28 protein-coding genes and 1 tRNA gene are annotated in these 25447 nt (G+C 67.8%); 11 read left to right on the top strand and 18 right to left on the bottom strand.

Translation table 11 applies throughout. The features are described 5' to 3' along the window. Window positions 1-9: 9 nt before the first annotated feature. Both ACFQRE_RS18605 and ACFQRE_RS18610 read right to left on the bottom strand, forming a co-directional pair. Window positions 10-1011, bottom strand: coding sequence for a tRNA (adenine-N1)-methyltransferase (locus ACFQRE_RS18605; RefSeq protein WP_380125316.1), 1002 nt, complete (start codon window positions 1009-1011; stop codon window positions 10-12). Between the two features lie 11 nt (window positions 1012-1022). Next, window positions 1023-2135, bottom strand: a complete 1113-nt coding sequence (locus ACFQRE_RS18610) for a site-2 protease family protein (protein WP_380125318.1) — start codon at window positions 2133-2135, stop codon at window positions 1023-1025. 37 nt (window positions 2136-2172) lie between these two features. On the opposite strand from ACFQRE_RS18610, the gene metH reads away from it, so the two are divergent. Next, window positions 2173-6003, top strand: coding sequence for a methionine synthase (gene metH / locus ACFQRE_RS18615; protein WP_449274552.1), 3831 nt, complete (start codon window positions 2173-2175; stop codon window positions 6001-6003). Between the two features lie 19 nt (window positions 6004-6022). Here metH and ACFQRE_RS18620 read toward each other — a convergent pair whose 3' ends face one another. Further along, window positions 6023-6547 carry a MarR family winged helix-turn-helix transcriptional regulator gene (locus tag ACFQRE_RS18620; RefSeq protein WP_380125320.1) on the bottom strand — a complete coding sequence of 175 codons (525 nt, stop codon included), beginning with the start codon at window positions 6545-6547 and terminating at the stop codon, window positions 6023-6025. A 117-nt stretch (window positions 6548-6664) separates the two neighbouring features. Here ACFQRE_RS18620 and ACFQRE_RS18625 point away from each other — a divergent pair, with 117 nt between their 5' ends. Both ACFQRE_RS18625 and ACFQRE_RS18630 read left to right on the top strand, forming a co-directional pair. Next, complete coding sequence (locus ACFQRE_RS18625; protein ID WP_380125322.1) at window positions 6665-7933, top strand: MFS transporter; 1269 nt, start codon at window positions 6665-6667, stop codon at window positions 7931-7933. Between the two features lie 110 nt (window positions 7934-8043). Beyond that, complete coding sequence (locus tag ACFQRE_RS18630; protein WP_380125324.1) at window positions 8044-8889, top strand: RecB family exonuclease; 846 nt, start codon at window positions 8044-8046, stop codon at window positions 8887-8889. Here the strand turns inward: ACFQRE_RS18630 and ACFQRE_RS18635 are convergent. Beyond that, window positions 8818-9525 carry an HAD family hydrolase gene (locus ACFQRE_RS18635; protein WP_380125326.1) on the bottom strand — a complete coding sequence of 236 codons (708 nt, stop codon included), beginning with the start codon at window positions 9523-9525 and terminating at the stop codon, window positions 8818-8820. The genes ACFQRE_RS18630 and ACFQRE_RS18635 overlap by 72 nt on opposite strands. A gap of 47 nt (window positions 9526-9572) precedes the next feature. Here ACFQRE_RS18635 and ACFQRE_RS18640 point away from each other — a divergent pair, with 47 nt between their 5' ends. After that, window positions 9573-10418 carry a PAC2 family protein gene (locus ACFQRE_RS18640; protein ID WP_380125328.1) on the top strand — a complete coding sequence of 282 codons (846 nt, stop codon included), beginning with the start codon at window positions 9573-9575 and terminating at the stop codon, window positions 10416-10418. Between the two features lie 174 nt (window positions 10419-10592). Here ACFQRE_RS18640 and mshC read toward each other — a convergent pair whose 3' ends face one another. Genes mshC through ACFQRE_RS18680 form a run of 8 tightly spaced genes read right to left on the bottom strand, consistent with a single transcriptional unit; the run spans window position 10593 to window position 16487 of the window. Beyond that, window positions 10593-11837, bottom strand: coding sequence for a cysteine--1-D-myo-inosityl 2-amino-2-deoxy-alpha-D-glucopyranoside ligase (gene mshC / locus ACFQRE_RS18645; RefSeq protein ID WP_380125330.1), 1245 nt, complete (start codon window positions 11835-11837; stop codon window positions 10593-10595). Between the two features lie 23 nt (window positions 11838-11860). Continuing rightward, window positions 11861-12652, bottom strand: coding sequence for an SCO1664 family protein (locus ACFQRE_RS18650; protein WP_380125332.1), 792 nt, complete (start codon window positions 12650-12652; stop codon window positions 11861-11863). A gap of 3 nt (window positions 12653-12655) precedes the next feature. Continuing rightward, entirely contained in the window at window positions 12656-13165 is a 510-nt protein-coding gene (locus tag ACFQRE_RS18655; RefSeq protein WP_380125334.1) for a DUF3090 domain-containing protein, read from the bottom strand. Window positions 13166-13174: 9 nt separating this feature from the next. Continuing rightward, the gene (locus ACFQRE_RS18660) at window positions 13175-13906 is read right to left on the bottom strand and encodes an energy-coupling factor ABC transporter ATP-binding protein (protein ID WP_380125336.1); all 732 of its coding nucleotides are present in this window, start codon (window positions 13904-13906) and stop codon (window positions 13175-13177) included. A 55-nt stretch (window positions 13907-13961) separates the two neighbouring features. Then, window positions 13962-14723: a cobalt ECF transporter T component CbiQ gene (gene cbiQ / locus ACFQRE_RS18665; RefSeq protein ID WP_380125338.1), complete on the bottom strand. Its 762-nt coding sequence runs from the start codon at window positions 14721-14723 to the stop codon at window positions 13962-13964. A gap of 1 nt (window position 14724) precedes the next feature. Further along, on the bottom strand, window positions 14725-15054 hold the full coding sequence (locus tag ACFQRE_RS18670) for a PDGLE domain-containing protein (RefSeq protein WP_380125340.1): 330 nt from the start codon (window positions 15052-15054) through the stop codon (window positions 14725-14727). After that, window positions 15051-15743, bottom strand: a complete 693-nt coding sequence (locus tag ACFQRE_RS18675) for an energy-coupling factor ABC transporter permease (protein ID WP_380125342.1) — start codon at window positions 15741-15743, stop codon at window positions 15051-15053. Before ACFQRE_RS18675 ends, ACFQRE_RS18670 begins: the two co-directional genes overlap by 4 nt. A gap of 45 nt (window positions 15744-15788) precedes the next feature. Further along, complete coding sequence (locus ACFQRE_RS18680) at window positions 15789-16487, bottom strand: MSMEG_4193 family putative phosphomutase (RefSeq protein ID WP_380125344.1); 699 nt, start codon at window positions 16485-16487, stop codon at window positions 15789-15791. A gap of 20 nt (window positions 16488-16507) precedes the next feature. Here ACFQRE_RS18680 and ACFQRE_RS18685 point away from each other — a divergent pair, with 20 nt between their 5' ends. Then, window positions 16508-17500 (top strand): magnesium and cobalt transport protein CorA, encoded by a 993-nt coding sequence (locus ACFQRE_RS18685; protein WP_380125346.1) that lies wholly within the window; start codon window positions 16508-16510, stop codon window positions 17498-17500. Here ACFQRE_RS18685 and ACFQRE_RS18690 read toward each other — a convergent pair. From ACFQRE_RS18690 to ACFQRE_RS18700, 3 genes are read right to left on the bottom strand one after another with little or no spacing between them, the layout of a single operon-like run. Beyond that, window positions 17487-18368, bottom strand: coding sequence for an undecaprenyl-diphosphate phosphatase (locus ACFQRE_RS18690; protein ID WP_380125348.1), 882 nt, complete (start codon window positions 18366-18368; stop codon window positions 17487-17489). The two genes, ACFQRE_RS18685 and ACFQRE_RS18690, sit on opposite strands and share 14 nt — an antisense overlap. Then, window positions 18365-19438 (bottom strand): LLM class F420-dependent oxidoreductase, encoded by a 1074-nt coding sequence (locus tag ACFQRE_RS18695; protein WP_380125350.1) that lies wholly within the window; start codon window positions 19436-19438, stop codon window positions 18365-18367. Before ACFQRE_RS18695 ends, ACFQRE_RS18690 begins: the two co-directional genes overlap by 4 nt. A gap of 49 nt (window positions 19439-19487) precedes the next feature. Beyond that, window positions 19488-19886 carry a hypothetical protein gene (locus ACFQRE_RS18700; protein ID WP_380125352.1) on the bottom strand — a complete coding sequence of 133 codons (399 nt, stop codon included), beginning with the start codon at window positions 19884-19886 and terminating at the stop codon, window positions 19488-19490. A 39-nt stretch (window positions 19887-19925) separates the two neighbouring features. Between ACFQRE_RS18700 and ACFQRE_RS18705 the strand changes: the two genes are divergently transcribed. Further along, window positions 19926-20111, top strand: a complete 186-nt coding sequence (locus ACFQRE_RS18705; RefSeq protein ID WP_380125354.1) for a DUF5703 family protein — start codon at window positions 19926-19928, stop codon at window positions 20109-20111. A gap of 39 nt (window positions 20112-20150) precedes the next feature. On the opposite strand, the gene ACFQRE_RS18710 is transcribed toward ACFQRE_RS18705, so the two are convergent. Continuing rightward, a complete protein-coding gene (locus tag ACFQRE_RS18710) occupies window positions 20151-21479 on the bottom strand; it encodes a M20/M25/M40 family metallo-hydrolase (RefSeq protein ID WP_380125356.1) in 1329 nt (442 codons plus the stop codon). A 103-nt stretch (window positions 21480-21582) separates the two neighbouring features. On the opposite strand from ACFQRE_RS18710, the gene ACFQRE_RS18715 reads away from it, so the two are divergent. Continuing rightward, window positions 21583-21667, top strand: a tRNA-Leu gene (locus ACFQRE_RS18715). A 98-nt stretch (window positions 21668-21765) separates the two neighbouring features. Here ACFQRE_RS18715 and ACFQRE_RS18720 read toward each other — a convergent pair. Together ACFQRE_RS18720 and ACFQRE_RS18725 are read right to left on the bottom strand one after the other, a co-directional pair. Continuing rightward, window positions 21766-22281: a hypothetical protein gene (locus tag ACFQRE_RS18720; RefSeq protein ID WP_380125358.1), complete on the bottom strand. Its 516-nt coding sequence runs from the start codon at window positions 22279-22281 to the stop codon at window positions 21766-21768. Continuing rightward, window positions 22281-23507: a tyrosine-type recombinase/integrase gene (locus ACFQRE_RS18725; RefSeq protein ID WP_380125360.1), complete on the bottom strand. Its 1227-nt coding sequence runs from the start codon at window positions 23505-23507 to the stop codon at window positions 22281-22283. Before ACFQRE_RS18725 ends, ACFQRE_RS18720 begins: the two co-directional genes overlap by 1 nt. A gap of 854 nt (window positions 23508-24361) precedes the next feature. Between ACFQRE_RS18725 and ACFQRE_RS18730 the strand changes: the two genes are divergently transcribed. From ACFQRE_RS18730 to ACFQRE_RS18745, 4 genes are all read left to right on the top strand, one after another. Continuing rightward, complete coding sequence (locus ACFQRE_RS18730; RefSeq protein ID WP_380125362.1) at window positions 24362-24616, top strand: helix-turn-helix domain-containing protein; 255 nt, start codon at window positions 24362-24364, stop codon at window positions 24614-24616. Next, the gene (locus ACFQRE_RS18735) at window positions 24613-24870 is read left to right on the top strand and encodes a helix-turn-helix domain-containing protein (protein ID WP_380125364.1); all 258 of its coding nucleotides are present in this window, start codon (window positions 24613-24615) and stop codon (window positions 24868-24870) included. The genes ACFQRE_RS18730 and ACFQRE_RS18735 overlap by 4 nt, the downstream gene beginning before the upstream one ends. Before the next feature lie 84 nt (window positions 24871-24954). Further along, the gene (locus ACFQRE_RS18740) at window positions 24955-25113 is read left to right on the top strand and encodes a DUF6011 domain-containing protein (protein WP_380125865.1); all 159 of its coding nucleotides are present in this window, start codon (window positions 24955-24957) and stop codon (window positions 25111-25113) included. Then, window positions 25110-25406, top strand: a complete 297-nt coding sequence (locus ACFQRE_RS18745; RefSeq protein WP_380125366.1) for a hypothetical protein — start codon at window positions 25110-25112, stop codon at window positions 25404-25406. The genes ACFQRE_RS18740 and ACFQRE_RS18745 overlap by 4 nt, the downstream gene beginning before the upstream one ends. Window positions 25407-25447 lie beyond the last annotated feature (41 nt).

Below are 25447 nucleotides of genomic sequence, written 5' to 3' on the forward strand. Positions count from 1 at the left end.
CCCTCAACGCTAACCCGTGACGCTGCGACGGACCTTGCGGACTCGCTTGTCGGACGGAACACGTTCGCCGATGGCTTCGGAGGTCCACTCCTCTGAGGTCGAGCCCGGCAGGCCCTCGACGGGGTTCCCGTCGACGTCGTCAAGGCCCTCGTAGCCCTTGCCGGGGCGGCGTTTGCGCAGGGGCGGGGTGACTCCGGGGGCCAGTCGACGGGTGGTGATGAGGAAGCCGGTGTGGCCGTGCATGCGGTGCTCGGGACGCACTGCCAGTCCCTCGAGGTGCCATCCGCGCACGAGCGACTCCCAGGCGGAGGGTTCGGTCCAGTTGCCGGCGTCGCGCATGGCCTCGGCGACCTTGGACAGCTGGGTGGCGGTGGCGACATAACAGATGAGCACGCCACCGGGCGCGAGGGCTTCGCCGACGACGTCGAGGCACTCCCAGGGGGCGAGCATGTCGAGGACGACGCGGTCGACGGTTCCGGGTTCGACGTTCTGCGGCAGGGCCTCGACGAGATCACCGACCGTGACCGTCCACGCGGGGTGGTCGGTGCCGAAGTAGGTGCGGGCGTTGGCCACCGCGATGGCTGCGAAGTCCTCGCGGCGCTCGAAGGAGTGGACCTTGCCCGACTCCCCCACGGCCCGCAGCAGCGACATGGACAGGGCGCCCGATCCGACACCGGCCTCGACGACGACGGCACCGGGGAAGATGTCGGCGAAGGTGACGATCTGGCCGGCGTCCTTGGGGTAGACGACAGCGGCGCCGCGCGGCATCGACATGACGTAGTCGGACAGCAGGGGCCGCAGCGCGAGGTACTGGAAGCCCGCCGTGTTGCTCACGGTCGAGCCGTCGGGCGAACCGATGAGGTCGTCGTGCTGCAGGTAGCCGCGGTGGGTGTGGAACTGCTTGCCGGGCGCCAGGGTGATGGTGTGGAGCCGCCCCTTGGCGTCGGTGAGCTGCACCCGCTCACCTTCGGCAAAGGGTCCACGTCGAAGGTCCGCACCGGTCGCACTCATGAGGGTGGAGTCTAGTTGGCGCCGATGGCGGCGTTGACCGCCTCGACCGTCACGAGCCCGAGCACGCGGCCGTCCTCCACGGCGACGACGACGCTGCTCGTGGACTGCTGGATCGCGGTGACGACGGCGGTGAGGTCGTCCTGTGGCCTGGTCTCGGCGACCCACCTTTCGGCCTGCACCCTGGCGAGGGCGGATGCGGGCGTGCTGGCCCATCGATCGCGGGGCACGGCCTGGGCATCCTGAGGGAGGACGAGCGCGGTGGGGCGACCCTGTTCGTCGACGACGACGGCAAGGCCTCCCGTGGCCGCGGCAGCCTCGAGCACGTCGCTGCCACGCAGCACGGGAACCGGACGCACCACCTGGGCCACGGTGCCTCGGGCGAGCATCTGCCGGGCCTGGCCGGTGCGGAGGGCGGCCGTGGCTCCCTGCCACATGAAGGCGGCGATGAGGCCGGTCCACGCGATCGAGTAGAAGGACAGGTCGGTCCCCTCGAGGAGCGGCCGCACGATGAACCACAGGATGACGCCGAGGGTCACGAACCGGCCCGTCCAACCCGCAGCGATGAGGCCCGTCTCGCGCTTGCCGGTGATCCTCCACACCAGGGCGTCCACCAGCTGCCCACCATCGAGCGGCAGGCCGGGCAGGAGGTTGAAACCACCGAGCAGCAGGTTGACGAAGGCGACGGCGTAGAGAACCCTCCCCGTGAGGCCGTCCTGCGTCACTGCGTGCGACGCCACCCACGCAATCCCCGACAGGGCGAGGTTGGCCACGGGTCCGACGACCGCGATCAACGCAGCCTTGCCCGGGGTCGACAAACGCGGATCGTATGCCGTGTGCCCACCCCAGAGGTCCGCGACCACTCGGTGGACCGGCAGGCCCGCCGCCCGGGCCGTCACGGCATGGGCACCCTCGTGCACGAGGACGGAGATGAGCAGGGACAGGGCGAAGGCCAGTCCCAGGATGTAGGCGCGAGGTCCCTGATCCGACTCGCCAGAGACCACGATGTAGATGATGACTGCGGCCAGCAGGAGCCAGCTCGCGCCGATCTGGACCGGGACACCCCCGATGCGGGCGATGACGAGGCCGGAGGACCCGGAGGACGGTGTCTCATTGGGTGCGGCCACGCCGCGACCCTACAAGCACGACGGCATACTGGGGCAGGTGACTTCCTCCCCCGCCACAACGTCGCCCGCGGACACCGCGATCGACCACCGTCCGGATGCGACGGCCGATCTCACGGCCGCCCTGACCGAGCGCGTCCTCGTGCTCGACGGTGCGATGGGGACGATGATCCAGCAGGAGGGGCTGTCCGAGGAGGACTATCGCGGCGAGCGGTTCGCGGACTGGTCGAGCGACCTGCGAGGCAACAACGATCTGCTCAGTCTCACGAACCCGACCATCATCGAGGGCATCCACCGCGCCTATCTCCTCGCCGGAGCCGACCTCGTCGAGACCAACACGTTCAACGCGCAGCGCATCTCGCTCGCGGACTACGACATGGCCGACATCGCCTACGAGATGAACCTCGAGGCCGCCCGGCTGGCCCGACGCGCCTGCGATGAGGTGGCCGCCGAGACCGGGCGTCCGCGGTGGGTCATGGGCGCGCTCGGGCCGACGACCCGCACCGCGTCCATCTCCCCCGACGTCAACGACCCGGGTGCCCGCAACGTCAGTTTCGACGAGCTCGTCGAGGCCTATCTCGAACAGGCTCGGGGCCTCGTCGACGGCGGCGCCGACGCCCTCATCATCGAGACGATCTTCGACACCCTCAACGCCAAGGCCGCGATCTTCGCCGTGGAGACGCTCTTCGACGATCTGGGTCGTCGTTGGCCGGTGATCATCTCGGGCACGATCACCGACGCATCGGGACGCACTCTCTCGGGTCAGGTCACCGAGGCTTTCTGGAACTCCGTGCGCCACGCCCGCCCGCTCGTCATCGGACTCAACTGTGCGCTCGGGGCCGATGAGCTGCGCCCCTACGTCGCGGAGCTGTCGCGCATCGCGGGCTGCTTCGTGTCGGCCTATCCGAATGCCGGTCTGCCCAACGCCTTCGGCGAGTACGACGAGACGCCGGACCAGATGGCATCCGTCGTCGGCGAGTTCGCCACCAGCGGTCTCGTCAACATCCTTGGTGGCTGTTGCGGCACGACTCCGGAACACATCGAGGCGATCGCCGCAGCGGCCGCCGAGGGCACCCCGCGCGTGCCCTCGGACGTCCCCGGAGCCCTGCGCCTCAGCGGGCTCGAGCCGCTCACCGTGGACGAGAGCTCGCTGTTCGTCAACGTCGGCGAGCGCACCAACATCACCGGGTCGGCACGCTTCCGCCGCCTCATCAAGGAAGAGGACTACCCCGCGGCCCTCTCCGTCGCTCGTCAGCAGGTCGAGGCCGGCGCCCAGGTCATCGACATCAACATGGACGAGGGGATGATCGACGGCGTCGCCGCGATGGACCGCTTCGTCAAGCTCATCGGCAGCGAGCCCGACATCTGCCGCGTGCCCCTCATGATCGACTCCAGCAAGTGGGAGGTCATCGAGGCCGGTCTCAAGTGCTCCCAGGGCAAGCCGATCGTCAACTCGATCTCGATGAAGGAGGGCGTCGAACCCTTCCTCGAGCATGCCCGCCTCTGCCACAAGTACGGCGCGGCAGTCGTCGTCATGGCCTTTGACGAGGAGGGCCAGGCGGATTCGCTCGAGCGGCGCAAGGTCATCTGTCAGCGCGCCTACGACCTGCTGACGCACGAGGTCGGCATGGACCCGCACGACATCATCTTCGACCCCAACATCTTCGCGGTGGCCACGGGCATCGAGGAGCACGCGGCATACGGAACCGACTTCATCGAAGCGACCCGGTGGATCAAGGAGAACCTTCCCGGAGCACTCGTCTCCGGTGGCGTCTCCAACGTCTCCTTCTCGTTCCGGGGCAACAACCCGGTGCGCGAGGCGATCCACGCGGTCTTCCTCTACAACGCCATCCAGGCCGGCATGGACATGGGCATCGTCAATGCAGGGGCGCTCGTCGTCCTCGATGACGTCGACCCCGAGCTGCGCGAACGCATCGAGGACGTCGTTCTCAACCGACGCCCCGACTCGACCGAGCGGCTCGTCGAGATCGCCGACAAGTTCAACAACACCGGCGAGGCGGCACCCGAGGTCACCGAGGCGGAGTGGCGCGGCCTGCCCATCCGCGAACGCATCACCCACTCCCTCGTCAAGGGCATCGACGACTTCGTGGTCGAGGACACCGAGCTCCTGCGTCAGGAGATCGAGGCGGCCGACGGCAAACCCATCGAGGTGATCGAGGGCCCGCTCATGGACGGGATGGGTGTTGTCGGCGACCTCTTCGGCGCCGGCAAGATGTTCCTGCCCCAGGTCGTGAAGTCAGCGCGCGTGATGAAAAAGGCTGTCGCACACCTGATTCCCTACATCGAGGCCGAGAAGGAGCGCTCCGGCGTCTCCACGCAGAACAGCAAGGGCCTCATCGTCATGGCGACGGTCAAGGGCGACGTCCACGACATCGGCAAGAACATCGTTGGGGTCGTGCTGCAGTGCAACAACTACGACGTCATCGACCTCGGCGTCATGGTGCCGACCCAGAAGATCCTCGACACGGCCAAGGAGAAGGGCGCCGACATCATCGGCCTCTCCGGCCTCATCACCCCCTCGCTCGACGAGATGGTGCGCGTGGCCCAGGAGATGGAGCGCCAGGGGTTCACCATCCCGCTGCTCATCGGTGGCGCGACGACCTCCCGGGCGCACACCGCGGTCAAGGTCGATGGTCAGTACAGCGGCCCCGTCGTCTGGGTCAAGGACGCTTCACGGTCCGTGCCTGTCGCCAGCCAGCTGCTGTCGGAGACCCAACGCGAGCCGCTCCTGCAGACGATCAAGGCCGACTACGACTCCATGCGTGCCCGTCACGCTGCCAAGTCGACCGAACGCCCTCTGGTCTCGATCGACGCGGCCCGCAAGGCGCACACCCCCATCGACTGGACGGCATACCGGCCGGTTCGTCCGCACCTGCTCGCGCAGCAGAGCAAGGACGTGTGGTCGGGGACGACCGACACGAAGTGGCACCGCGCTGCAGCCCAGTTCACCCGGGAGTTCGTCAGCTACCCGATCGAGGAGCTGCGTCGCTACATCGACTGGACGCCGTTCTTCCAGGCGTGGGAGATGAAGGGTCGCTACCCCGACATCCTGTCCAACCCGGCGACCGGCGAGACCGCACGCAAGCTGTTCGAGGACGCCAACACGATGCTCGACAGGATCATCAAGGAGAAGTGGCTCACCGCCAACGGTGTCATCGGCCTCTTCCCCGCGAATGCCGTCGGTGACGACATCGAGGTGTATGCCGATGAGTCCCGTGAGAGCGTCCTCACGACGATCCACGGGTTGCGTCAGCAGGGTCAGCACCGCGAGGGCGTGCCCAACCGGTGCCTGTCCGACTTCATCGCGCCCAAGGAGACCGGGCTGCGGGACTACGTCGGCGGGTTCGCGGTCACAGCCGGGCACGGGACCCACGAGCGGATCATGGCGTTCAAGGAGGAGCTCGACGACTACAGCGCGATCCTCCTGGAGGCTCTGGCTGACCGGTTGGCCGAAGCGTTCGCCGAGCGCATGCACGAGCGCGTCCGTCGCGAGTTCTGGGGACACGCGGGTGACGAGCACCTGTCCAACGACGACCTCATCGGCGAGAAGTACGCCGGTGTCCGTCCCGCCCCCGGCTATCCCGCCTGCCCGGACCACACCGAGAAGGAGACGCTGTTCAAGCTCCTTGATGCGACGGATCGCGCGGGCATCGAGCTGACCGAGTCAATGGCGATGCAGCCCGGTGCTGCGGTGAGCGGTTGGTACTTCTCGCACCCGCAGAGTCAGTACTTCGTCGTCGGTCGTCTCGGCCGCGACCAGGTCGAGGACTACGCCGAGCGCAAGGGCTGGACCTTGGCGCAGGCCGAGCGCTGGCTCGGGCCCAACCTCGGGTACCAGCCCGAGGACTGAGCCGACGCAGGGACCGAGGTCAGGCGTCGACGTCGTCCAGGTGGGCGATGACCCCTTCGAGCAGGCGGGCGAGCTCGCCACGCTCGGCGGCGCTCAGCCCTCCGAGCACATCGCTCTCGACGACGTCGGACTCACGCACGGACTGGGTGAACACCTGCCACCCGACCGGGGTGAGTGAGACCAGGGTTCGGGTGCGGTTGTCCGTGTCCGGTCGCCGCTGGACGTAGCCGCGTTCGGACATCTTGTCGAGCCGGTGGGTCATCGATGAGGGCGCGACGCTCGTGAGTTCGGCGAGCTGGCTCGGGGTGAGGCACTCCTCCCCGGCCTTGGCGAGGGCGGCGACCACAGCCCACTCCCCCTGGGTGAGGTCGAGGTCAGCGAGCTGGCGGGCGTACCACTGGTCGAGCTTCTTCGTCACGCCGTAGACCGCGGTGATGACCCGCTGGACCGACTCCTCGCCGCCTGCCGCGACGTAGGCCGCCACGGCATCACGGTGCTGTTGCGCGGCCGACCGTTGGCGTTTGGGCATAACCGAGTGTCGCATGGCGTTCTTCGTTTGCTAATATTTCGATATCGAACGTTCGACCTCGAACTGTTCGCCTTCGAAACCTCCGGACCATGGTCGGTCCCCTCCTCAACACCTGAAAGGTGTGATTTCGTCATGCGCGCCAAGCTCCTCATCCTCGCGTCGTCCATCGGGATGCTCGGCTGGGGTGCGGTGTTGCCGTACCAATACGCGTATGCCGCTGACACACGCGGGTGGGGCGCTCTCGTCGCCGCTGCGGCCTCGTCCCTCTTCTCCGTCGGCGCGCTGGTCGCCGCACCGGTCGCCGGGCGGCTCAGCGACCGTCTCAACCCCGTCGTCGTCGCGGTGCTCGCCCAGTTGTTGGGTGCCGTGGGGGTGGGCTCCCTCGTGATCGCCGACTCGGCGGCCGCCTTCCTCGGTGGAATGTTCGTCTTCGGACTGGGTCTGACGGCAGCCGTGCCGGCCAAGCAGGTCCTCGTGCTGCGCTGGGTCGACAGCACCGACCGTCGCCGCACCTTCGCCTACAAGTTCACGGGCGAGGCGCTCGGCATGGCGGCTGGTGCCTACGTGGCCGGACACTTGGTCGACCTACGGGCACCCCAGGGCCTGGACGTCGGATTCCTCACTGCCGCAGCAGGATTCGCGATCTCGTCGCTCATCATCGGACTCGCCGGTCGAGGCGCCATCCGCCACCCCGACATCGACGTCTCCGGCGGCCCCGAGGTGGGGTCCCGCAGCCCGATCGAGTCGATGTGGGCCATCTTCGCCACCCCGGCGCTGCGGTGGACCGCAGTGATCACGGTTGCCCTGGCCCTCGGGTTCTACGCCCAGTTCGAGTCGGGCCTGCCGGCCTATGCGTTGACGACCCTCGACGTCGACACGGCCACGGTCGGCACGGCAGCTGCCGTCAACGCCATCGTCATCGTCGTCCTCCAGGTCATCGTCGTTCGCCTCACGGCTCGCCGGAGCGCTCCGACGTTGCTCATGGCCGTCGGTGGGATCTGGGTCCTGTCCTGGCTGGTGCTCTCCTCTGCTCAGTTCGCGCCGGGTGTCGCCTCGGCCCTGTTCGTCACGACGTACGGCATCTTTGCCGTCGGCGAGACGATGTACAGCCCCGTCCTCAGCCCGCTGACCGCTTCCCTCGCACCGCGCGGGATGGTCGGCCAGACCCTGGGCACGTTCGCCGCACTGCAGACGACGTTCTCGGCCCTGGGGCCGCTCGTCGCCGGAGTACTCCTCGGCGCCGGTCTCACGACGGGCTTCCTCGGCCTGCACATCGCGATCAGCGCCCTTGCCGTGTATGCCGCCTGGCGGCTTCGCGTTGCCCTGCGGCGCTCTGACCTCGAACCGGCCGTGGCGCAGGAGACCCGCTCACCGTCGGACGACGCAGTCCTCGCCGCCTGACAGGCCCTCCCTTCCGTTGCGTCTGCGCTTTCGGTCGTTCCAGCGACCACCTGCGCAGACGCAAGGTGAGGTGCGCAGGAGTGTCGGCGCGACGGCATACCGTGTCGTCCATGACTCCCGCACTGTCTCCGAGCCGCGCAGCGGACTTCAAGCAGTGCCCCCTGCTGTTCCGTTTCAGGACGATCGACAAGCTCGACGGTCCGCCCTCTCCGGCAGCCGCTCGCGGAACCCTCGTCCACGAGGTCCTCGAGCACCTCTTCGAGCTGCCGGCTGCGGAGCGCACACCTGAAGCAGCCCTGGCTCTGCTCCAGCCGCGGTGGGCGAGCCTCGTCGAGGAGCGCCCCGAGCTGGCCACGATGATCGAGGACGACGACACCCTGACCGAGGACGGCTGGTTCAAGGCCGCGGGTGCGCTCGTCGAGCGCTGGTTCACCCTGGAGAACCCGCAGCGGCTCGAGCCGGCAGAACGCGAGCTCTACGTCGAGACGGAGGTCGACGGTCTCACCCTCCGGGGTTACGTCGACCGCCTTGACATCGCGCCGGACGGGTCGATGCGCGTCGTCGACTACAAGACCGGTCGATCGCCGCGCGAGGCATTCGAGGGCAAGGCTCTGTTCCAGATGAAGTTCTATGCCCTGGTGCTGTGGCGCCAGCGAGGCGTCATGCCCAAGCTGCTCCAGCTCGTCTACCTGGGCAACGGCGAGGTGGTGCGCTACGAACCCGACGAGCACGACCTGCTCGGGCTCGAGCGCAATGTGCAGGCGGTCTGGCAGGCGATCGTGCGGGCCAGCGAGACGGGCGACTGGCGTCCTCGCGTGTCCAAGCTCTGCGACTGGTGCGACTTCAAGGAGTTCTGCCCCGAGTGGGGTGGCACTCCCCCGCCGCTACCTGCCGACGCCGGTCGACTCGTCCTCGACTCGAGCGTCACCGGCGAGGCGCTCGTCGGCGACGACTGAGACAAGATCCTGCGGGGTGAGACCTCGCAGGCTCGGCAGCTGGACGGCGCCGCGGGTGATCGGCACCGGCACGATGTGCGGGACAGCGATCGTCGGCACTTCAGCGGCAACGGCCGAACGCACGCCGGTCGGCGAGTCCTCGATGGCGATGCAGTCGCGCGCCTCGACGCCGAGCCTGCGCGCGGCTGCGTGGTAGGGCTCCGGGTGCGGCTTGCCGTGCTCGACCTCGTCGCCGGTGATCAACACGGTGAAGGTGCCTTCGGGGAGAGCTTCGACGACCGCAGCCGCCAAGGAGCGCCACGACATCGTGACCAGCGCGTTGGGCACACCGGCTTCGACGAGGGCAGCGAGCAGCTCGCGGGCACCCGGTCGCCACGGAACGTGCTGGCGCACCTGGGCGGTGACGCGCAGGAGGAGCTCCTCGATGATCCGCTCCGGCTCCCAGGTGATCGGTGAGTTGTCGCGGATGAACTCGGCGCTCACCATGAGGTCATTGCCGACGAGCTGGTGGGCGTACTCGTCCGACCAGACGCCCCCGTGCTCCTCGACGATGTCGTGCTCCGCCGCGATCCAGTAGGGCTCGGTGTCGACGAGAGTCCCGTCCATGTCCCAGAGAACTGCCGCAGGCAACGTCATGCGCCGAGTCTACGAATAGGGTGGAGTCGTACCTACGAGGAGGACCCTTGATCGAGCTCGACGACCTGCCTGAAATGGAGAATGCCGTGATGATTCTGGCATTCGAGGGGTGGAACGACGCCGGTGAGGCGGCCAGCGGTGTCATCGAGCACCTGGCCCAGCTCTGGGAAGCCGAGCCGGTGGCAGCGATGGACCCCGAGGACTACTACGACTTCCAGGTCAACCGACCGCGTGTCGTGTCCGAGGGCGGGCAGCGACGCATCAGCTGGCGCACCACCCGCATCCTCGTCGCGACCAACACCTCGATCGGGCGGGACGTGATCCTTGTGCAGGGGGTCGAGCCGTCCTTCCGCTGGCGGGCCTTCGCCATCGAGCTGATGGAGCTGGCGCAGGCCGGCGACGTCACGACCGTGATCACTCTCGGCGCCCTCCTCGCCGACGTCGCCCACACGCGGCCGATCCAGGTCACCGTGAGTTCGGACAGCGAAGACACCCGTCACCGTCATGACCTCGAGGCCAGCACCTATGAGGGCCCGACGGGCATCGTGGGGGTCATCGCCGACGCGGCGATCCAGGTGGGCGTCAGCTCACTCTCGGTGTGGGCGGCCGTGCCGCACTACGCCCACCACACGCCCTCGCCCAAGGCCACGCGCGCGATCGTGTCGCGGCTCGAGGAGCTGCTCGAGGGCCCGATCGACCACGAGGGTCTCGATGACGACGCCCGGGCCTGGGAGAACGGTCTCGACGCACTCGCCTCGGAGGACTCAGAGGTGGCCGAGTACGTCGAGTCGCTCGAGGAGGCCCAGGACACGGCCGAGCTCCCCGAGGCCAGCGGAGACGCCATCGCCAAGGAGTTCGAGCGCTACCTGCGCAAACGCGGCACCGACGACTGACGGCCACTGCCCCCCACGCAGAGGCCCCGTGGCGTTTCTCGGGACGTGCGTCCGACCGTAGGGCTGCGCGCGCTCACAGCGGCAGGAGAGCGGACCCCGGAAGTCGCGCGCAGACCGGAGGGCGGCTAGCGCGTCACGTGCAACGCGAGGGGCCGGTCCGGGTGCCCGCTCCGGTCAGACGCGGATGCCGAGGAGGGCGTCGAGGGCGCGGCCGAGCACGCCGGGAGCTGATTGCTCGTCGCCGCCGACCGCAAGGGTCTGCTCGGCCCAGGCATCGACGGCCGCAATCGCTCGCGGCGCGTGGAGGTCGTCGGCGAGGGCGGCGCGGATGGTCGCCACCGTCTCGTCGGCCGAGAGCGCGGTGTTGACAGACAGGGCCTCACGCCACCGTTCGAGGCGCACCTGGGCCACGGTCAGCAGTTCGGGCGTGTAGTCCCAGTCGGAGCGATAGTGGTGGGCGAGCAGGACGAGGCGGATGGCCATGGGGTCCACGCCGTCCTCGCGCAGCTTGGACACGAGGACGAGGTTGCCGCGCGACTTGCTCATCTTGTGACCGTCAAGACCGACCATGCCGGCGTGGGCGTGGAGCCGGGCGTAGTCCTCGACACCGATGGCGCTGGCCTGGGCGACGGTCATCTCGTGGTGCGGGAAGATCAGGTCCGAACCGCCGCCGTTGACGTCGATCGGGACACCGAGTCGGTCGAGGGCGATGGCTGTGCACTCGACGTGCCAGCCGGGGCGACCGGCAGGAAGGCCGTCGAACTCCCACGAAGGTTCACCGTCCCGAGCAGCGCGCCACAGCAGGGGGTCGAGGACGTCGCGCTTGCCGGGCCGGTCGGGGTCACCGCCGCGCTCGGCGAAGACGGCCAGCATCTGTTCGCGCGTCCAACCGGACACCGAGCCGAAGCCGGAGACGTGCGACAGGTCGACATAGAGGTCGGGCCCCTCGGCGTCGTCGTTGGGCAGCTCGTATGCCGCCCCACTCTCGATCGTGCGTCGCACGAGGTCCGCGATGACGGGCAGGGCCTCGACGACACCGATGTAGTCCTGCGGCGGAATGACCTGAAGCGCCGTCATGTCCTCGCGGTAGAGGTCGGCCTCGGCGACGGCCAGGTCGCGCCAGTGGATGCCGTCACGCTTCGCGCGCTCGAGCAGCGGATCGTCCACGTCGGTGACGTTCTGCGTGTAGTGCACCTCGTGACCGTTGTCGCGCAACACCCGACCCACGAGGTCGAAGGCGACGTAGGTCGCGGCGTGCCCGAGGTGGGTCGCGTCATAGGGGGTGATGCCGCAGACATAGAGCCTGGCAACCGTCCCGGGTGTGACCTCGCGCAACTCACCTGAACTGGTGTCGTGCAGGCGAAGGGCCAGCCCGTTTCCGGGGATGGCGGGCAGGAACGGGGGCGGCCACGAGATCACGGTGGAAGCCTACGGCGCAGGGGTCACATCGCTGGCCACGGGATGGCCGGCCACCCCGGCAGCGGCAGCGGATGCCGCCGGTCCGAGAACAGGTGATCGGCCCGGCCACGCAGGGCGTCGACCTCATCGTGGGTGAGAAGGGCCGAGAGGCGGTGGGTGAGGTCACCCTGCGCCAGGGCATCGCGAACGCGTTCGACACGGGCCACGTCCTCGTCGGCGAGCGCTTCGCCGGCCCATCCCCACAGGACGGTCCGCAGCTTGGGTTCGACCCCGAGGCTCACCCCGTGGTCGACGCCCCAGACGGTGCCGTGGATGCGCAGGAGGTGTCCGCCCTTGCGGTCGGAGTTGTTGATGAGCGCGTCGAAGACGGCTGCGGTGCGCACTCCGGGCTCGATCGCGTGCGCGACGACAACCTCCTCGCCCTCGGGCGTCTCGCCACGCAACACCTCACGCCACCCCTCAGGCACCTCGCCGGGAGCGACGACGTCGACGACCAGATCCGGTGCGGTGTGCGGCTCCCCGACCCACTCTTGCGTGGCCGCCAGACCCCAGGGGCCCTCGTGCAGGACGGTCGGCGGGACCACGCCGAAACCACCGGCTTCGCTGATGAGGTATGCCGCTCGCTCCCTCCCAGCCAACGTCCCGTCTGGGTAGTCCCACAGGGGTCGTTCCAGGGCGACGGGTTTGTGGATGGCGAGCCGTGAGTCCTCGTCGAGGGTCACCCGCACGAGGACGGCACCGTTGGAGGACTCGACGATCCGCCCGAGCGGCTCGACCTCGCCGGACTCGAGCAGCAGCTCGACCTCGGTGACCACGGTCTAGCGCTTGTAGCCGTTGGACCGGGGGCAGATGTGTCCCTCGGGGTCGAGCGGCTGCCCGCAGAAGGGGCACGGCGGGCGACCGGCCTGGACGATTGCCTGGCACCGCTTCGCGAACGCGCGCGCTGTCGTGGGATCGAGCACGACTCTGACCGTGTCGCTCGGGGGCGTCTCCTCCGGGTCGCTGTCGTGGCACTCGATGACGATGGTCGACCGCTGCTCGTCCCACGCCAGACTCACCGTGTCGACGCGGAACTCGTCCTCGATCGGGGTCTCGAGGGCGTCGGTGTCGGTGAGGTGCTCGGCGACGGACGCTGCGCCAGCAAGCCCGCCCATGGTGTCGAGCAGGTCGGAGATCCGGTCCGCGAGGATGCTCACCTGGACCTTCTCGATCGAGACCGAGACGAGCCGGCCTCCCCCGCGTGCCTGCAAGAAGAAGGTGCGGCCGCCTGGAGGGCCGACCGTGCCGGCGACAAAGCGCTCTGGCGGGTCGAAGTCACTGATCGCCATGCGCGCAGACTAACCCGAGAAGCCCCACGGCAGCTCCAGGCGGTGCGCTGCGAGCAGGGCTTCGTCGTGAAGGATGGATCGGGTGACGCCATCGGCGGCGACGATCCCGTCCGAGAGGATGACCGATCGCTCGCACAACTGCAGGGCGAACGCGAGGTCGTGCGTGACCATGAGGACGGTGACGTCGAGCGACTGGATCAGCTCGCCGAGCTCGCGTCTCGACGTGGGGTCGAGGTTGGACGAGGGCTCGTCGAGGACGAGGATTTCGGGCTCCATCGCGAGGACTGTCGCGATGGCGACGCGTCGTCGTTGGCCGTAGGACAAGTGGTGAGGCGCACGGTCGGCGAACTCCAGCATGCCCACGGCCGCGAGTGCAGCGGTGATGCGACGCTCGAGTTCTTCACCCCTCAGCCCGAGGTTGGCCGGGCCGAAGGCGACGTCGTCGTGCACGGTGGGCATGAACAGCTGGTCGTCGGGGTCCTGGAAGACGATGCCGACCCGGCGGCGGATCTCGAGGTGGTTCTCCCGGACGACGGGCAGGCCCGAGACGGTGACGCTGCCCGCACCGGCTTCGAGGATCCCGTTGAGGTGGAGCACGAGCGTCGTCTTGCCGGCGCCGTTGGGTCCGAGCAGGGCGACTCGCTCGCCACGGTGGACGTGCAGATCGACACCAAAGAGTGCCTGGTGACCGTCGGGATAGGCGAAGGCCAGCCCGCGGATGTCGAGGACAGGAGTGCTCATCGGGGTCCCCGCAAAGTATCGGAGAGACGGAGGAACGGAGAACTTTGTGGGGTGATCACGTCAGGTGCACCACGATGAGGGCGATGAGGGCGATGGATGCAGGGACGAGGCCCTGCGACCAGTCACGTCGATGAGCGTGCAGCGGATCGGTCACCGGCATCCGTCCGTTGTAGCCCCGCGACATCATCGCGAGGTGCACGCGTTCTCCGCGCTCATAGCTGCGGATGAAGAGAGCGCCGGCGCTCGTCGCGATGACCGGCCATGAGCGCACCGACCGCGCGGTGAAGGCCCGCGACTCCCTGGCGACCTTCATCCGCTGGGCCTGCGATCCGACGACACCGAGGTATCGCACCATGAACGCGAGGATCTGGACGAGTCGGTCCGGCAGCCGCAGGTGCTGGAGCGCGCGCACGAGGTCGCGACTGGACGTCGTCGTGGCGAACGCGACGGCCATGAGCACGCTCGTCGTCGCAGTGAGCAGCAGGGCGATGCTCGCCTCCACCCCGTCCCGCGACACGGTGAAGGGACCGAGCTCCATCGCTGGACCCGTCGCCACGAAGGGCAGGACGAGCGCGAAGACGACGAAGGGCGTTTCCACGACGAGCCTGGTCGCCACGTGTCGCAGCGGAACCTTCGTCACCATCACCACCGTGGCCGCGACGAGAAGCATCGCCGCCCGTGCGACGTGGGCATCACGCGGCAGCGCCACGACCAACAGCACGAAACTCACCAGACCGACGAGTTTGACGTGCGCCGGCAGCTGGTGGACGACAGAATCTCCCTCGATGTGGAGGTGAGGGCGGAGCTCGGCTCCCATCTCAGTCGTCGTCGCGTGAGCTGCGCCGACGAAGCAGGTGCATGAGCCCGAAGGCGATGACGGCCACGACACCAACCCCGATGAGGCCAGCGAGCCCTCCGGAGAGACGGGCGTTGTCGACCCCCGCAGTGCCGTAGCCAGCCAACGGTGAACCATCGGACGCGTGCTTTCCGGCGGAGTCGAGGAAGCCGAGCCGTTGGGCGACGAACTCCAGACCATCGGGGTGGCCGGACGCCCACAGCGAGACGACACCAGCGAGCAGGAGGCAGATGACCAACCCCGTGACGACGAGGCGGGTGGTCGAGATCTGGTGACGGGGCGCGAGACTCATGCGTGCGCCTCCGTTCGGATCTCGAGCTGCTTGTCCTCGACGAGCCCACGGGCACCGTGCACGAGGTCGGGTCGCGTGGCGATGATGCTGCCGACGGCGAGCAGCGTGATGACGCCCTCCCCGAGGCCGATGACGGTGTGCCAGCCCACCATGGCGGTGACGAGCTCACCGAGCGGGATGGGCGCACGGCCGCCCACGGCATACAAAGCGGTGAAGGCCAGCGCGGCCACAGGGACCGAGACGAAGGCGGCGACACCGGCCAGCGCTGGCACGGCCTTCAGTCCAGCGGCACGTACGACGCGGCGCAAGCCGATGAAGACGAGCCAACCGGTCCAGACACCGATGATCGCCATCAAGGTGATGTTGGTTCCGAGGGCGGTGATGCCGCCGTCGGCAAAGAGCAGGGCCTGCACCGAGAGGACCACGGTCAGGCACAGGGTCGCGGTCCACGGGCCGACCAGCACGGCAGCCAGGATCCCGCCCAGGAGGTGGCCGGAGGTGCCGGCTCCCACCGGGAAGTTGAGCATCTGCGCGGCGAAGACGAAGACGGCCACGAGGCCGGCGAGTGGTGCAGTGCGGTCATCGAGCTCGCGGCGGGCCCGGCTCAGCGCGAGCGAGACACCGGCGACGGCCACGACGGCAGTGCCGATCGACGTGGGTGCGTCGAGGAACCCGTCAGGCACATGCATGCCAAAGCCTCTCGTCCTTGTTGCTCATTGTTCGCAACAACGACTCTAGCCGGTTCCTCCCCCGATGATGGCGTCGCCTGCCGGGACGATTGCTGCGGCCTTCTGGTGGGGGCGCACCGCATCGCCCGAGGAGTTCACGGCCATCACCATCGAGCGCTCCCCGGAACGGCGGATGACCGAGACGGACGCCGGGTCGACGTGCACCCGCTGGAGCCCACCCAGGCCCGCGCCCATGGCATCCGCGATGACCGCCTTGATCGGATCACCATGACTCACGGCCACCCAGACCGCGTCCGGGCCGCGCTCCGCCTCGACCTCCGCGTCGATGCGCTTCACGACGGCGACGATCCGTGCCGCCATCTCGGGAAGGGACTCCGCGGCATACCGGTCGCTGTCCGGGAAACGCGCCGACTCGGGGTCGTCCTGGACGGTGCGCCACAGCGGTTCGGAGGTGAGCTCGGCAATCGGACGACCCGTCCACGCGCCGTAGTGGCACTCCCCCAGGTCTTCGACGATCTCGGCGGTCGCGTCCGGAAGCAGCAGGCCGGCAGTCTCGCGGCAGCGCTGCAGCGGACTCGTGGCAAGGCGGGCGACCTGCGTGCCGGCCTCGGCCAGACGCGCTGCAAGGCGCCCGACGTCAGTGCGCCCACGGTCGGTGAGCCCAACGCCCTCGCTCCATCCCGCGAGGACGGAGTCCGCGTTGGCGGTCGAGTGTCCGTGTCGCACGAGCAGGAGGAGGGCCACGAGCCTCACTGTAGGCAACAATGGCGCGAGTGATCATCGACAAGGCTTTGTATCGGGACGGCAAGCGGGGATCGTGCGGCGATCTGAGCGACGAGCTCGACACCCTGCGTGCAGACGGGTCGAGCACAGACTTCCTGTGGATCGGTCTCAAGGACCCCACGACGGCCGAGCTCGAGCACGTCAATGACGAGCTCGGTCTCGGCTTGCACCCCCTCGCGATCGAGGACGCCGTCTCCGGGAGGCAACGGGCCAAGGTCGAGCTCTATGGTCGCAACGTCTTCGTCGTGCTCAAGACGCTGAGCTACATCGAGGCGACCTCGGACATCGAGACCGGCGAGCTCATGGTCCACGTCGGCCAGCACTTCGTCCTGACCATCCGCCGTGGCGAGCTCAGCCCCTTGGCCGGCGTGCGCAAGGGGCTCGAGGAGGACCCGAGCAAGCTTGCCCTCGGGCCCATGGCGGCCCTGCACGCCGTCATCGACCGCGTCGTCGACCAGTACACCGACATCGACGTCGAGGTCGCGCGCGACGTCGACGAGATCGAGGAAGCAGTCTTCTCCGACGGCCTCGTTTCGTCGGACACGATCTATCGCCTCAAGCGCGAGGTCCTCGAGTTCCGCCGCGCCATCACACCGCTCATCACGCCCCTGCGCATGCTGCACACCAGCCCGCGCTCACCCGTCCCCGATGACGAACTGCGTCTCCTCTTTCGCGACGTCGACGACCACCTGCACTTCGTGGCGGACCGGATCGAGTCGTATGACGGGCTGCTCACCTCGGTCCTCAGCGCCAACCTCGCCAAGATCTCTGTCCAGCAGAACTCCGACATGCGCAAGATCTCGGCCTGGGTGGCCATCGCTGCAGTGCCCACGATGATCGCGGGCGTCTACGGGATGAACTTCGACAACATGCCGGAACTGCAATGGCGCTATGGCTACTTCATCGTTCTCGGCATCATGGTCACGGCCTGCACCGGGATGTTCGCGACCTTCAAGAGGGTCAAGTGGCTGTGATCCAGCCGGCGCCGAGTGCGAGGAACATGAAGGATCCCAGCACGACCCGGTAGGCAATGAACGACATGAGCGAGTTGCTCTGCACGAACTTCAGCAGCCAGGCGATGGACGCATAGGCGACGACGAACGCCACGACGATGCCCGTGATGATCGGGCCGATGCCCAGGGTCTCGAGAGCGTCGAGATTACCGAGGGTCTCGTAGAGTCCTGCCCCCGTCAGTGCCGGGATGGCGAGGAAGAAGGACAGTTCCGTCGAGGTCACCCGGTCGATGCCTCGGATCAGGCCCGCCGAGATGGTCGCACCCGATCGTGAGACACCCGGGATCAGCGAGAAGCACTGCACGAGCCCGATGATCAGACCGTCCTTGATCGTCAGGGCGTCCTCCCCGCGAGCCACACCAGACTTCGCGAGGACGTCGTGCCGTCGCTCGGCGACCCACATCACGGCGCTCCAGGCGATGAGGGCTGCAGCGACGACCCAGAGGTTGCGCAACGGACCAGAGATGAGGTCCTTGAACAGCAGGGCTGCGATCACCACGGGGATGGAGCCGACGATGACGGCCCACGCGAGCTGGTAGTCGTGGTGCTCGCGCGCCTGGGCACTGCGCAGCCCACCGATCCAGGCCAGGAGGAGTCGCAGGATCTTCTTGCCGAAATAGGTGAACGTCGCCGCGATGGCGCCGATCTGGATCAATGCCGTGTATGCCGTGATCGCATCTGCGTCCACCGGCAGGCCGAGGAGTTTCTCGGCGATCGTGAGGTGCCCCGTGGACGAGACCGGGAGGTATTCGGTGAGGCCCTCGACGATGCCGAGGACAACGGACTGGAAATAGCTGAGTTCGACGGTCACGTCGATGGAAGGGATCACGGAGCGGGAACTTCCTCAGGAGTGGACGGGACGAGCTCGGACATGACCCGCAGGGTCTCGAGGCGCTCCTCGATGGTGAAGGCGAACGGTGCTACGCCGAGTGTGGTGACGCCCGCGTCCGCGTAGCGACCGACCCGCTCGCTGAGGCGTTCCGGCGAACCGATGAGCGAGGTGGCGTCGATGAACTCGAACGGCACGGCCTGCGCCGCGTCCCGGTGCTGGCCTGCGAGGAAGAGCTCCTGGACGCGCGCAGCCTCGTCCTCGAAGCCCATGCGACAGGCGAGCTGGTTGTAGAAGTTCTTCTCCTTGGAGCCCATGCCGCCGATGTAGAGAGCGGCGTATGCCGCGACGGCCGCCGCTCCCGCTTCGACATCGTCGGTGAGGACGACCGGCACGGTGGGCACGATGTCGAACCCGTCGAGCGGGTTCTCGTCGGTGCCCTTTCCCGCGGCTCGACGCCCCGTCGCGATCGACTCGACGATGTCGCCGGAGTGCTCGGGCGAGAAGAAGATCGCGAGCCAGCCATCGGCGATCTCGCCGGTGAGCTCGAGGTTCTTGGGGCCGACTGCCGCAAGATAGACCGGCAGGTGCTTCTGGGTGGGAGCGATGGTCAGCTTGAGAGCCTTGCCCGGGCCATCCGGGAGCGGCAACGTGAAGTGCTCGCCGGCATACTCCACCCGCTCGCGGGCCAACGCCTGGCGCACGATCTCGACGTACTCACGCGTGCGTCCCAACGGCTTGGTGAACCGCACACCGTGCCAGCCTTCGCTCACCTGCGGTCCCGAGACGCCGAGGCCGAGGCGAAAACGCCCTCCGGAGAGGTGATCCAGCGTCGCGGCGGTCATCGCCGTCATGGCGGGGGTGCGCGACGGGATCTGCATCACGGCCGAGCCGAGCCCGATCTGCTCGGTCTTCGCGCCGATCCACGCCAGGAAGCTGACCGCGTCGCTGCCATAGGCCTCCGCGACCCAGGCCGAGTCATAGCCGAGTCGGTCGGCTTCGGCCGCGAGGGTGAGCATGTCGTGGCTCGTCGAGAGGCCCATGTAGCCGAGATTCACTCCAAGTCGCATGCCGCCAACCGTAGTGGCGGCGCGCGACCCGACCGTCACCGAGGTTGAGTCAGCGGGGCCGCGTGTCCCCGTTGCGGCTGCCGATCGGCGTTGCTCCGCCGTCGTCGTCGGACTCGTCGGACTCTTCCGACTCGTCGTCGAAGTCCTCGTCGTCGAGCCCCGAGTAGACGCCGTCGTCATCGTCGTCGTCACTGTCGAGGTCGTCGTCACCCTCGTCGTCCTCGTCCTCATCGTCGTCGCTGTCGTCGCCGGTGTAGACGTCAAGGGGCGTCATCTCACCGAAAGCCTCATAGAGCGCGTTGTCGTAGGTCTCGAACGCATCGAGCAGGTCGTCGTAGGCCGCCGCGACCGTCGGGTCGTCCTCACCGCGACGACCGGAGCACGCCTCGAGGTGACGTTCGAAGGCGGAGACGAGGAGGGAAAGGGTGGCACGCGGGTCGGCGCTCATAGTCCAGAACCGTAGCGCCTCGTGAAGCACAATGGGTCGATGGTCGAATACGAGTATCGGGTCCTGTCATTCGGACGCGACACCCGCCGCGGCGACATCCGACGCGCCCTCACGGAGCACGCGGAGTACGGGCACTGGGAGTTGCACCGCACACGCATCTACATCGGTGGTGTGACGCGAGCGTGGCTGCGGCGCAGGATCATTCGCGCACGACGCGCGTCCTGACCATGGCGCGTCCAGGACGCCACCGAGGTCGACAGGCGGTCAGCTGGTCTCGATGAGGCGCTGCAGGACCCTGGTCCCGAAGCGCAGCGACTCGGTGGGGACCCGCTCGTTGATTCCGTGGAACATCGGTGCGAAATCGAGATCTGCCGGGAGCCGCAGCGGAGCAAAGCCGTAGCCCGTGATCCCGAGCAACGACAACGCCTTGTTGTCGGTGCCGCCGGACAGGCAGTAGGGCAACACCTCGGCCTCGGGGTCCTCGGCCTTGAGGGCTGCGACCATGGCCTCGACCAGCGGTCCTTCGAACGGTGAGTCCAGGGCGATGTCGCGGTGCAGCACCTCGATCGTCACGTGCTCGCCGACGAGGTCCTTGACGGTCTGCATGAGGTCCTCCTCGTGGCCCGGGAGGAAGCGACAGTCGACGTTGGCGCTCGCATGCTGCGGGATGACGTTGTGCTTGTAACCAGCGTCGAGCATCGTCACGTTGCTCGTGTCCTGCAGGGTGCCGCGGACGAAGCCCTGGGCGCCGCCGAGGTGCTCGAGCAGCTCCTCGGCGTCCTCGTCGGAATAGCTGACGCCGGTGAGCTCGCTCAGCCCGTCGAGGAGGGTGCGCACGGACGGGATGTATTCCCGGGGCCACTTGTGTGTGGCGAGGCGGCTGATCGCCTCGGCGAGCCGCGCAATGGGGTTCTCGTCATTGGGGACCGAGCCATGGCCAGCGCGCCCGGTCGCGGTGAGCCGGATCCAGGAGATGCCCTTCTCGGCGGTCTGCAGGAGGTAGGCGCGCGTCTCGCCGCCGTCGGCCGTGGGGACGGTGACGCTGTAGCCGCCGACCTCGCTGATCGCCTCGGAGACACCCTCGAAGAGGTCCGGTCGGGTGTCGATGAGGAAGTGGGAGCCCTTGAGGCCCCCGGCCTCCTCGTCGGCGAACATCGCGATGACGAGGTCACGCGGCGGCACGATGCCTTCGCGGGCGATGTGCCGCACGCACGCGATGATCATCGCGTCCATGTCCTTCATGTCGACGGCGCCGCGACCCCAGATGCATCCGTCCTTCTCCAGACCCGAGAAGGGGTCGACCTCCCAGTCCTTGGCATCGGCCGGGACGACATCGAGGTGGCCATGGATGCAGAGGGCTCCGCGCTCGCGATCCTTGCCGGGGATGCGCACGACGACGGAGGCTCGACCCGGGTCCGACTCGATGATCTCGGGGTCGAGGCCGACCTCGCGAAAGAGCTCCGCCACATGGTCCGCAGCAGCCCGCTCCCCCGGCCCGGAACCGTCTCCGTAGTTCGACGTGTCGATGCGGATGAGGTCCTGGCAGATGCCGACGACCTCGTCCTCCGGGCGGCTGTTCGTGGTCTGCGTCATGCCTTCCAGAGTAGGACGCGGAGCCGATTTCTCGATGGGCCGGTATGCCGTGTAAAGTTCCGGCACGTTGCAGACACCGCGTTCTGGGTGCTGCGAACACCCTGTCCGGGTGGCGGAAATGGCAGACGCGCTAGCTTGAGGTGCTAGTCCTCGTATAGAGGGTGGGGGTTCAAGTCCCCCCTCGGACACAGATTGCGCCCCGAGTCCTTGCAGGTCAAGGACTCGGGGCGCTTCTCTTTGCCCTCGCTCAGACCCTCTGTGATACCGCCGTGATACTCCACGTCGCTCACACCTTTCCTTGGATTCTTCGAAGCCGCTGACCGATCGCATCGAGGGCTGCACCCACGGGACGCTTCACGTCGGAGTCCCCGGAGTCGAGGTACCTGTAGGCCGCAGTCGCAGCCGTCCGTACGTCATCGTCCAGCGTGACGCTCACGGCACTGCGGAGTCCCACCATCGCCGGCCCGAAACGCTCAGCTCGAGCCTGATCCAAAGGCTCGTCGAACGACTCCGCCAGCTTGAGAATGGAGAATGACGGCGAATTCGCCAACTTGCGCTGTCGACGAAGTCGCCGCCCATCGTTGGCCACGTCGTCGGCTTCCAGAAGGGCTTGCCGAAGCTCCTCCAAATGCTCGAGCTCGTAAGTCAGCCGGCGGTCGTAGACCGCTTCTGTGCGCGTCGCCTCACGGGCCTCCGCCTGAGCTTTGGTTTCGCGCAGGGTCACTAGGACTTGGCCAAGCAATGTCAGTGCGCCGCCAACTGCCCCGGAGATGACTGTCTGCGCCCACGTCAGATCCGCCATCAGCTGGCTCCTCCCGCCATCAGCGCCGCAAAGGTGGCGGCGGCCTCGGCCTGCATGCCTGGCATCACGTGGGCGTACGTCTCGAGCGTGATCATCACCGAGGCGTGCCCGAGCCGCTCGGATACCACTTTGACCGGGACTCCAGCCCTGAGGAGGAGCGTCGCGTGCGTATGCCGGAGGTCGTGCAGTCGGATCGCAGGCGGTGCCGCATGCGCGAGCGCGCGGCGGCACTGCGCCTGCTTCTCGGTGAACCGAGCCGAGAACCGCTCCGGGTGTTGGTGGGTCGCGTCGAGCGTCCCGAAGATCAGGGCGTCGTCGCGGACGAGGCTCAGGGCGATGCCCGCCCGGGCCAGACGCCATGCGCGCAGCACGTCGAGTGTGCCGGCATCGAGGTCGACGACCCGGGCGCGCTTGCCCTTCGTTGGACCCTCGACGATCGTCTTGCCCTTGCCCTCGATCTGCACAACGCCCACCGAACGGCGAACGCTCAAGGTCGAGTGCTCGAGGTCGAGGTCCCGCCAGCGGAGCGCCAGAAGTTCGCCGCGGCGCATGCCGCTGTATGCCAGGACGTGCCACGCCGGACGGTGCTCGGCCGCCCTGTCGTCGGCCCACCGCAGGAACGCCCCGAGCTCGGCACCAGACCACGGGTGCATCTCCGGCGCCTTCGCCGCCGTGACGGATGGCGGCTTCGCGTCGCCGGCCGCGTTCTTCACGACTAGCCCTTGACGCACGGCATCAGACAGCGCCGCCTTGAGGATGGTGTGGCAATAGCGCACCGTCCGCTTGGACAGACCCTCGCCGCTGCGGTGGTCCTGCCGACCGTCGGTCTCCATCCCGCGGTATGCCGTGGAGATGCGAGCGCCTGTCAGCTGCTGCAGAGGGACCGCCCCGATCCTCGGCTTGAGGTGCAGCCGCACGTTCTTCCGGTAGCTCGCCATCGTCGAGGGCGCGAGCTGCAGTCCGTCGAGCCACTGGTCCAGCCACTCCCCCGTCGTCATCTTGGCCGGAACGACGTGCGTGTGGTCGTCGACCGACGAGAGACGTTGGCGAAGGTCCGTCGCGGCCTCCTTCTTCGTCAGGTACCCGCGCTTGAGGACGACGCCTCGCGAGCCGTCGGGCCTCGTGTGGCTGTACTTGATGAGGTAGCGCTGGCCTGCCTTCGTGGCGTACTCGCTGATGCCGCCCTCGCCAGCCTGGCGTCGCTTGGACCTTGTCGTTGCTGTCATTGGTTCCACCTGCCGGTGATCTCTGGATTGGATTCGAGGTACTGCAGGAGCTTCGGAGTCGCGGAGGCTCCGCGACTCCCCCGCTGAGCGTCATCGGACAGGAACCCGGCTCTACGTGCCTGCCTGACGCGATCGCGAATCGTCTCCGGTGAGAAGTGAAGAGCTTCAGCCACACGGCGTTGGGCCCCTCGACCCTTCGGTAGCTCGCGCAGGTATAGGGCCGCAACGCTCGCCAACTCGTCGTCGCTCAACGGCGGTCGCCCCCTTCGCCTGGGCTGGGGTGCGGCTTCCTTTGGTGATGGTGTGGGCAAGGTGCGCAGCATGAACGCTGTCATTGGGTCGGTCTCGAGCGACCCAGCGGCAGACGCGATGCGCGCAGGCGACAACGCACGAAGTAGATCGGCACTCACTCCCCCGGCGGGAGTGCGGCCGCCGAGCGGTTCAATGCGCACGCTCCGGACCACATAGCGCTGGGTCGCCTTGGCCAAGACCCAGTGAACCGACCAAGGGCCCATGCGCTGCGAGACGACGAGTTCGGCATCGGTCGCCGTCTCCGGAACATCACCCCTCAAGCGTGGCTCCTCACTCAGCGCCCTCTCCATCAGCTCCTGAGGAACAGCGTTCGGGAAGTTCGACAGGGCCAGTCCGATCCGGCGGTCGCGCTCGGCAGGTATCACGCGTTCCCACGGCTTTGGTGCCGAGGTGCGAAGGTCTCCGGGGTCATTCACAGGACCATCTTGAATCAAGCGTCACAATGTGTCAACACTTACGCGTAACAATGTTGTTTAGGCGAGTATCGAGCGCGGTGATTCCTCCCACTAGATTCCTCCATTCTCCCGCGTCAGCATGGTCACATGACGACAACAGCACAGAACGGCGCGGCTCTGGAGCTTGGAGAACGCGCTCGTCTCGCCCGGCGACTACCGTCGCCCGCTCTTCGTCGTGCCATCCGCCTCGAAGCGGGGCTCAGCACAGTCCAGCTCGGCCGCGCCATGGGTGTCACGCGCCAGGCCGTGAGCCAGTGGGAGACCGGAACACGAACCCCGCGCGGTGACCATCTCATCGCATACGTCGCGGTCCTCGACGAACTTCGGCGGGTGGTCGCGTGACTCTCTCGGAACTCCGCACCAGTGACCGGGCCGTCATCACCGTGACGGAGGCCGCTGCACTCCTTGAGGTGGACGAGCGCACCGTGCGCCGCGCCTGTGTCGACGGCCAGCTCCCCCATGTCCGCGTCGGCGTCCGGATCCTCATCCTGCGCCAACAGCTCGTCGATCTGCTCGACACCCCCGCCGCACTCTCGGCACCCCAGACCGAGTCAGCAGGCACGCTGCGGCTCCTCCAAGAAGAACGTGCGTCGTGACCCAGCCCCCCGTCCGCCGAGACAGCGACGGCGCCCCCCGCCAGGGACGCCGACCGCACCTCATCGAGCTTTCAAGGAGCTCAGATTCATGGTCCCTGCCACGCCACTCCGAAGCAACACCCTGACCTTGCCCACCGCTGCACCCACTGCCGTCGGCCGCTGACAGCCGCGGCATCCATCGCCGTCAGTGCTGGGCCGATCTGTCGGCGCCGCAACGGAACTTGCGCGGCGGTCGTCGCATGAGCGCCCGGATCCTCCGTCTTCCCGTCAACCCGCTCGAGGGCCTGAACCACTTTGAGATCGAGGCCATCGCACGCGACGACGACGTTCGCCACAGCCTGCTCGGCGGCTCGCTCCGCATCGAGTGCCGTCACTGCCCGTCGACCTTCAAACGCGACGAGGACGCCGCCTGGCACGCCATGCGAACCAAGCACAGCGTCATGACGACCATGACCACGACCTCTGTTTGGGCGACCCGGGACAACGTCGCCGCCTACACCGAGGCCTCCATCGGACGTCCATGGGGCACCTCGTGAAGTGCCCGGAGAGCTGCCCCATCGCGCCGTCCGCAGTCCAA

The organism is Knoellia pratensis, assembly GCF_042666395.1.
GTDB classification, from domain to species: domain Bacteria; phylum Actinomycetota; class Actinomycetes; order Actinomycetales; family Dermatophilaceae; genus Knoellia; species Knoellia pratensis.

Bases quoted from the DNA above. Each gene is read 5' to 3' on its own strand.
- ACFQRE_RS18605 (WP_380125316.1), bottom strand. From the start codon at position 1,011: ATGAGTGCGACCGGTGCGGACCTTCGACGTGGACCCTTTGCCGAAGGT.
- ACFQRE_RS18620 (WP_380125320.1), bottom strand. From the start codon at position 6,547: ATGCGACACTCGGTTATGCCCAAACGCCAACGGTCGGCCGCGCAACAG.
- ACFQRE_RS18625 (WP_380125322.1), top strand. From the start codon at position 6,665: ATGCGCGCCAAGCTCCTCATCCTCGCGTCGTCCATCGGGATGCTCGGC.
- ACFQRE_RS18630 (WP_380125324.1), top strand. From the start codon at position 8,044: ATGACTCCCGCACTGTCTCCGAGCCGCGCAGCGGACTTCAAGCAGTGC.
- ACFQRE_RS18635 (WP_380125326.1), bottom strand. From the start codon at position 9,525: ATGACGTTGCCTGCGGCAGTTCTCTGGGACATGGACGGGACTCTCGTC.
- ACFQRE_RS18655 (WP_380125334.1), bottom strand. From the start codon at position 13,165: ATGGCGATCAGTGACTTCGACCCGCCAGAGCGCTTTGTCGCCGGCACG.
- ACFQRE_RS18660 (WP_380125336.1), bottom strand. From the start codon at position 13,906: ATGAGCACTCCTGTCCTCGACATCCGCGGGCTGGCCTTCGCCTATCCC.
- cbiQ (WP_380125338.1), bottom strand. From the start codon at position 14,723: ATGGGAGCCGAGCTCCGCCCTCACCTCCACATCGAGGGAGATTCTGTC.
- ACFQRE_RS18670 (WP_380125340.1), bottom strand. From the start codon at position 15,054: ATGAGTCTCGCGCCCCGTCACCAGATCTCGACCACCCGCCTCGTCGTC.
- ACFQRE_RS18675 (WP_380125342.1), bottom strand. From the start codon at position 15,743: ATGCATGTGCCTGACGGGTTCCTCGACGCACCCACGTCGATCGGCACT.
- ACFQRE_RS18685 (WP_380125346.1), top strand. From the start codon at position 16,508: ATGGCGCGAGTGATCATCGACAAGGCTTTGTATCGGGACGGCAAGCGG.
- ACFQRE_RS18695 (WP_380125350.1), bottom strand. From the start codon at position 19,438: ATGCGACTTGGAGTGAATCTCGGCTACATGGGCCTCTCGACGAGCCAC.
- ACFQRE_RS18700 (WP_380125352.1), bottom strand. From the start codon at position 19,886: ATGAGCGCCGACCCGCGTGCCACCCTTTCCCTCCTCGTCTCCGCCTTC.
- ACFQRE_RS18705 (WP_380125354.1), top strand. From the start codon at position 19,926: ATGGTCGAATACGAGTATCGGGTCCTGTCATTCGGACGCGACACCCGC.
- ACFQRE_RS18710 (WP_380125356.1), bottom strand. From the start codon at position 21,479: ATGACGCAGACCACGAACAGCCGCCCGGAGGACGAGGTCGTCGGCATC.
- ACFQRE_RS18720 (WP_380125358.1), bottom strand. From the start codon at position 22,281: ATGGCGGATCTGACGTGGGCGCAGACAGTCATCTCCGGGGCAGTTGGC.
- ACFQRE_RS18725 (WP_380125360.1), bottom strand. From the start codon at position 23,507: ATGACAGCAACGACAAGGTCCAAGCGACGCCAGGCTGGCGAGGGCGGC.
- ACFQRE_RS18730 (WP_380125362.1), top strand. From the start codon at position 24,362: ATGACGACAACAGCACAGAACGGCGCGGCTCTGGAGCTTGGAGAACGC.
- ACFQRE_RS18745 (WP_380125366.1), top strand. From the start codon at position 25,110: ATGAGCGCCCGGATCCTCCGTCTTCCCGTCAACCCGCTCGAGGGCCTG.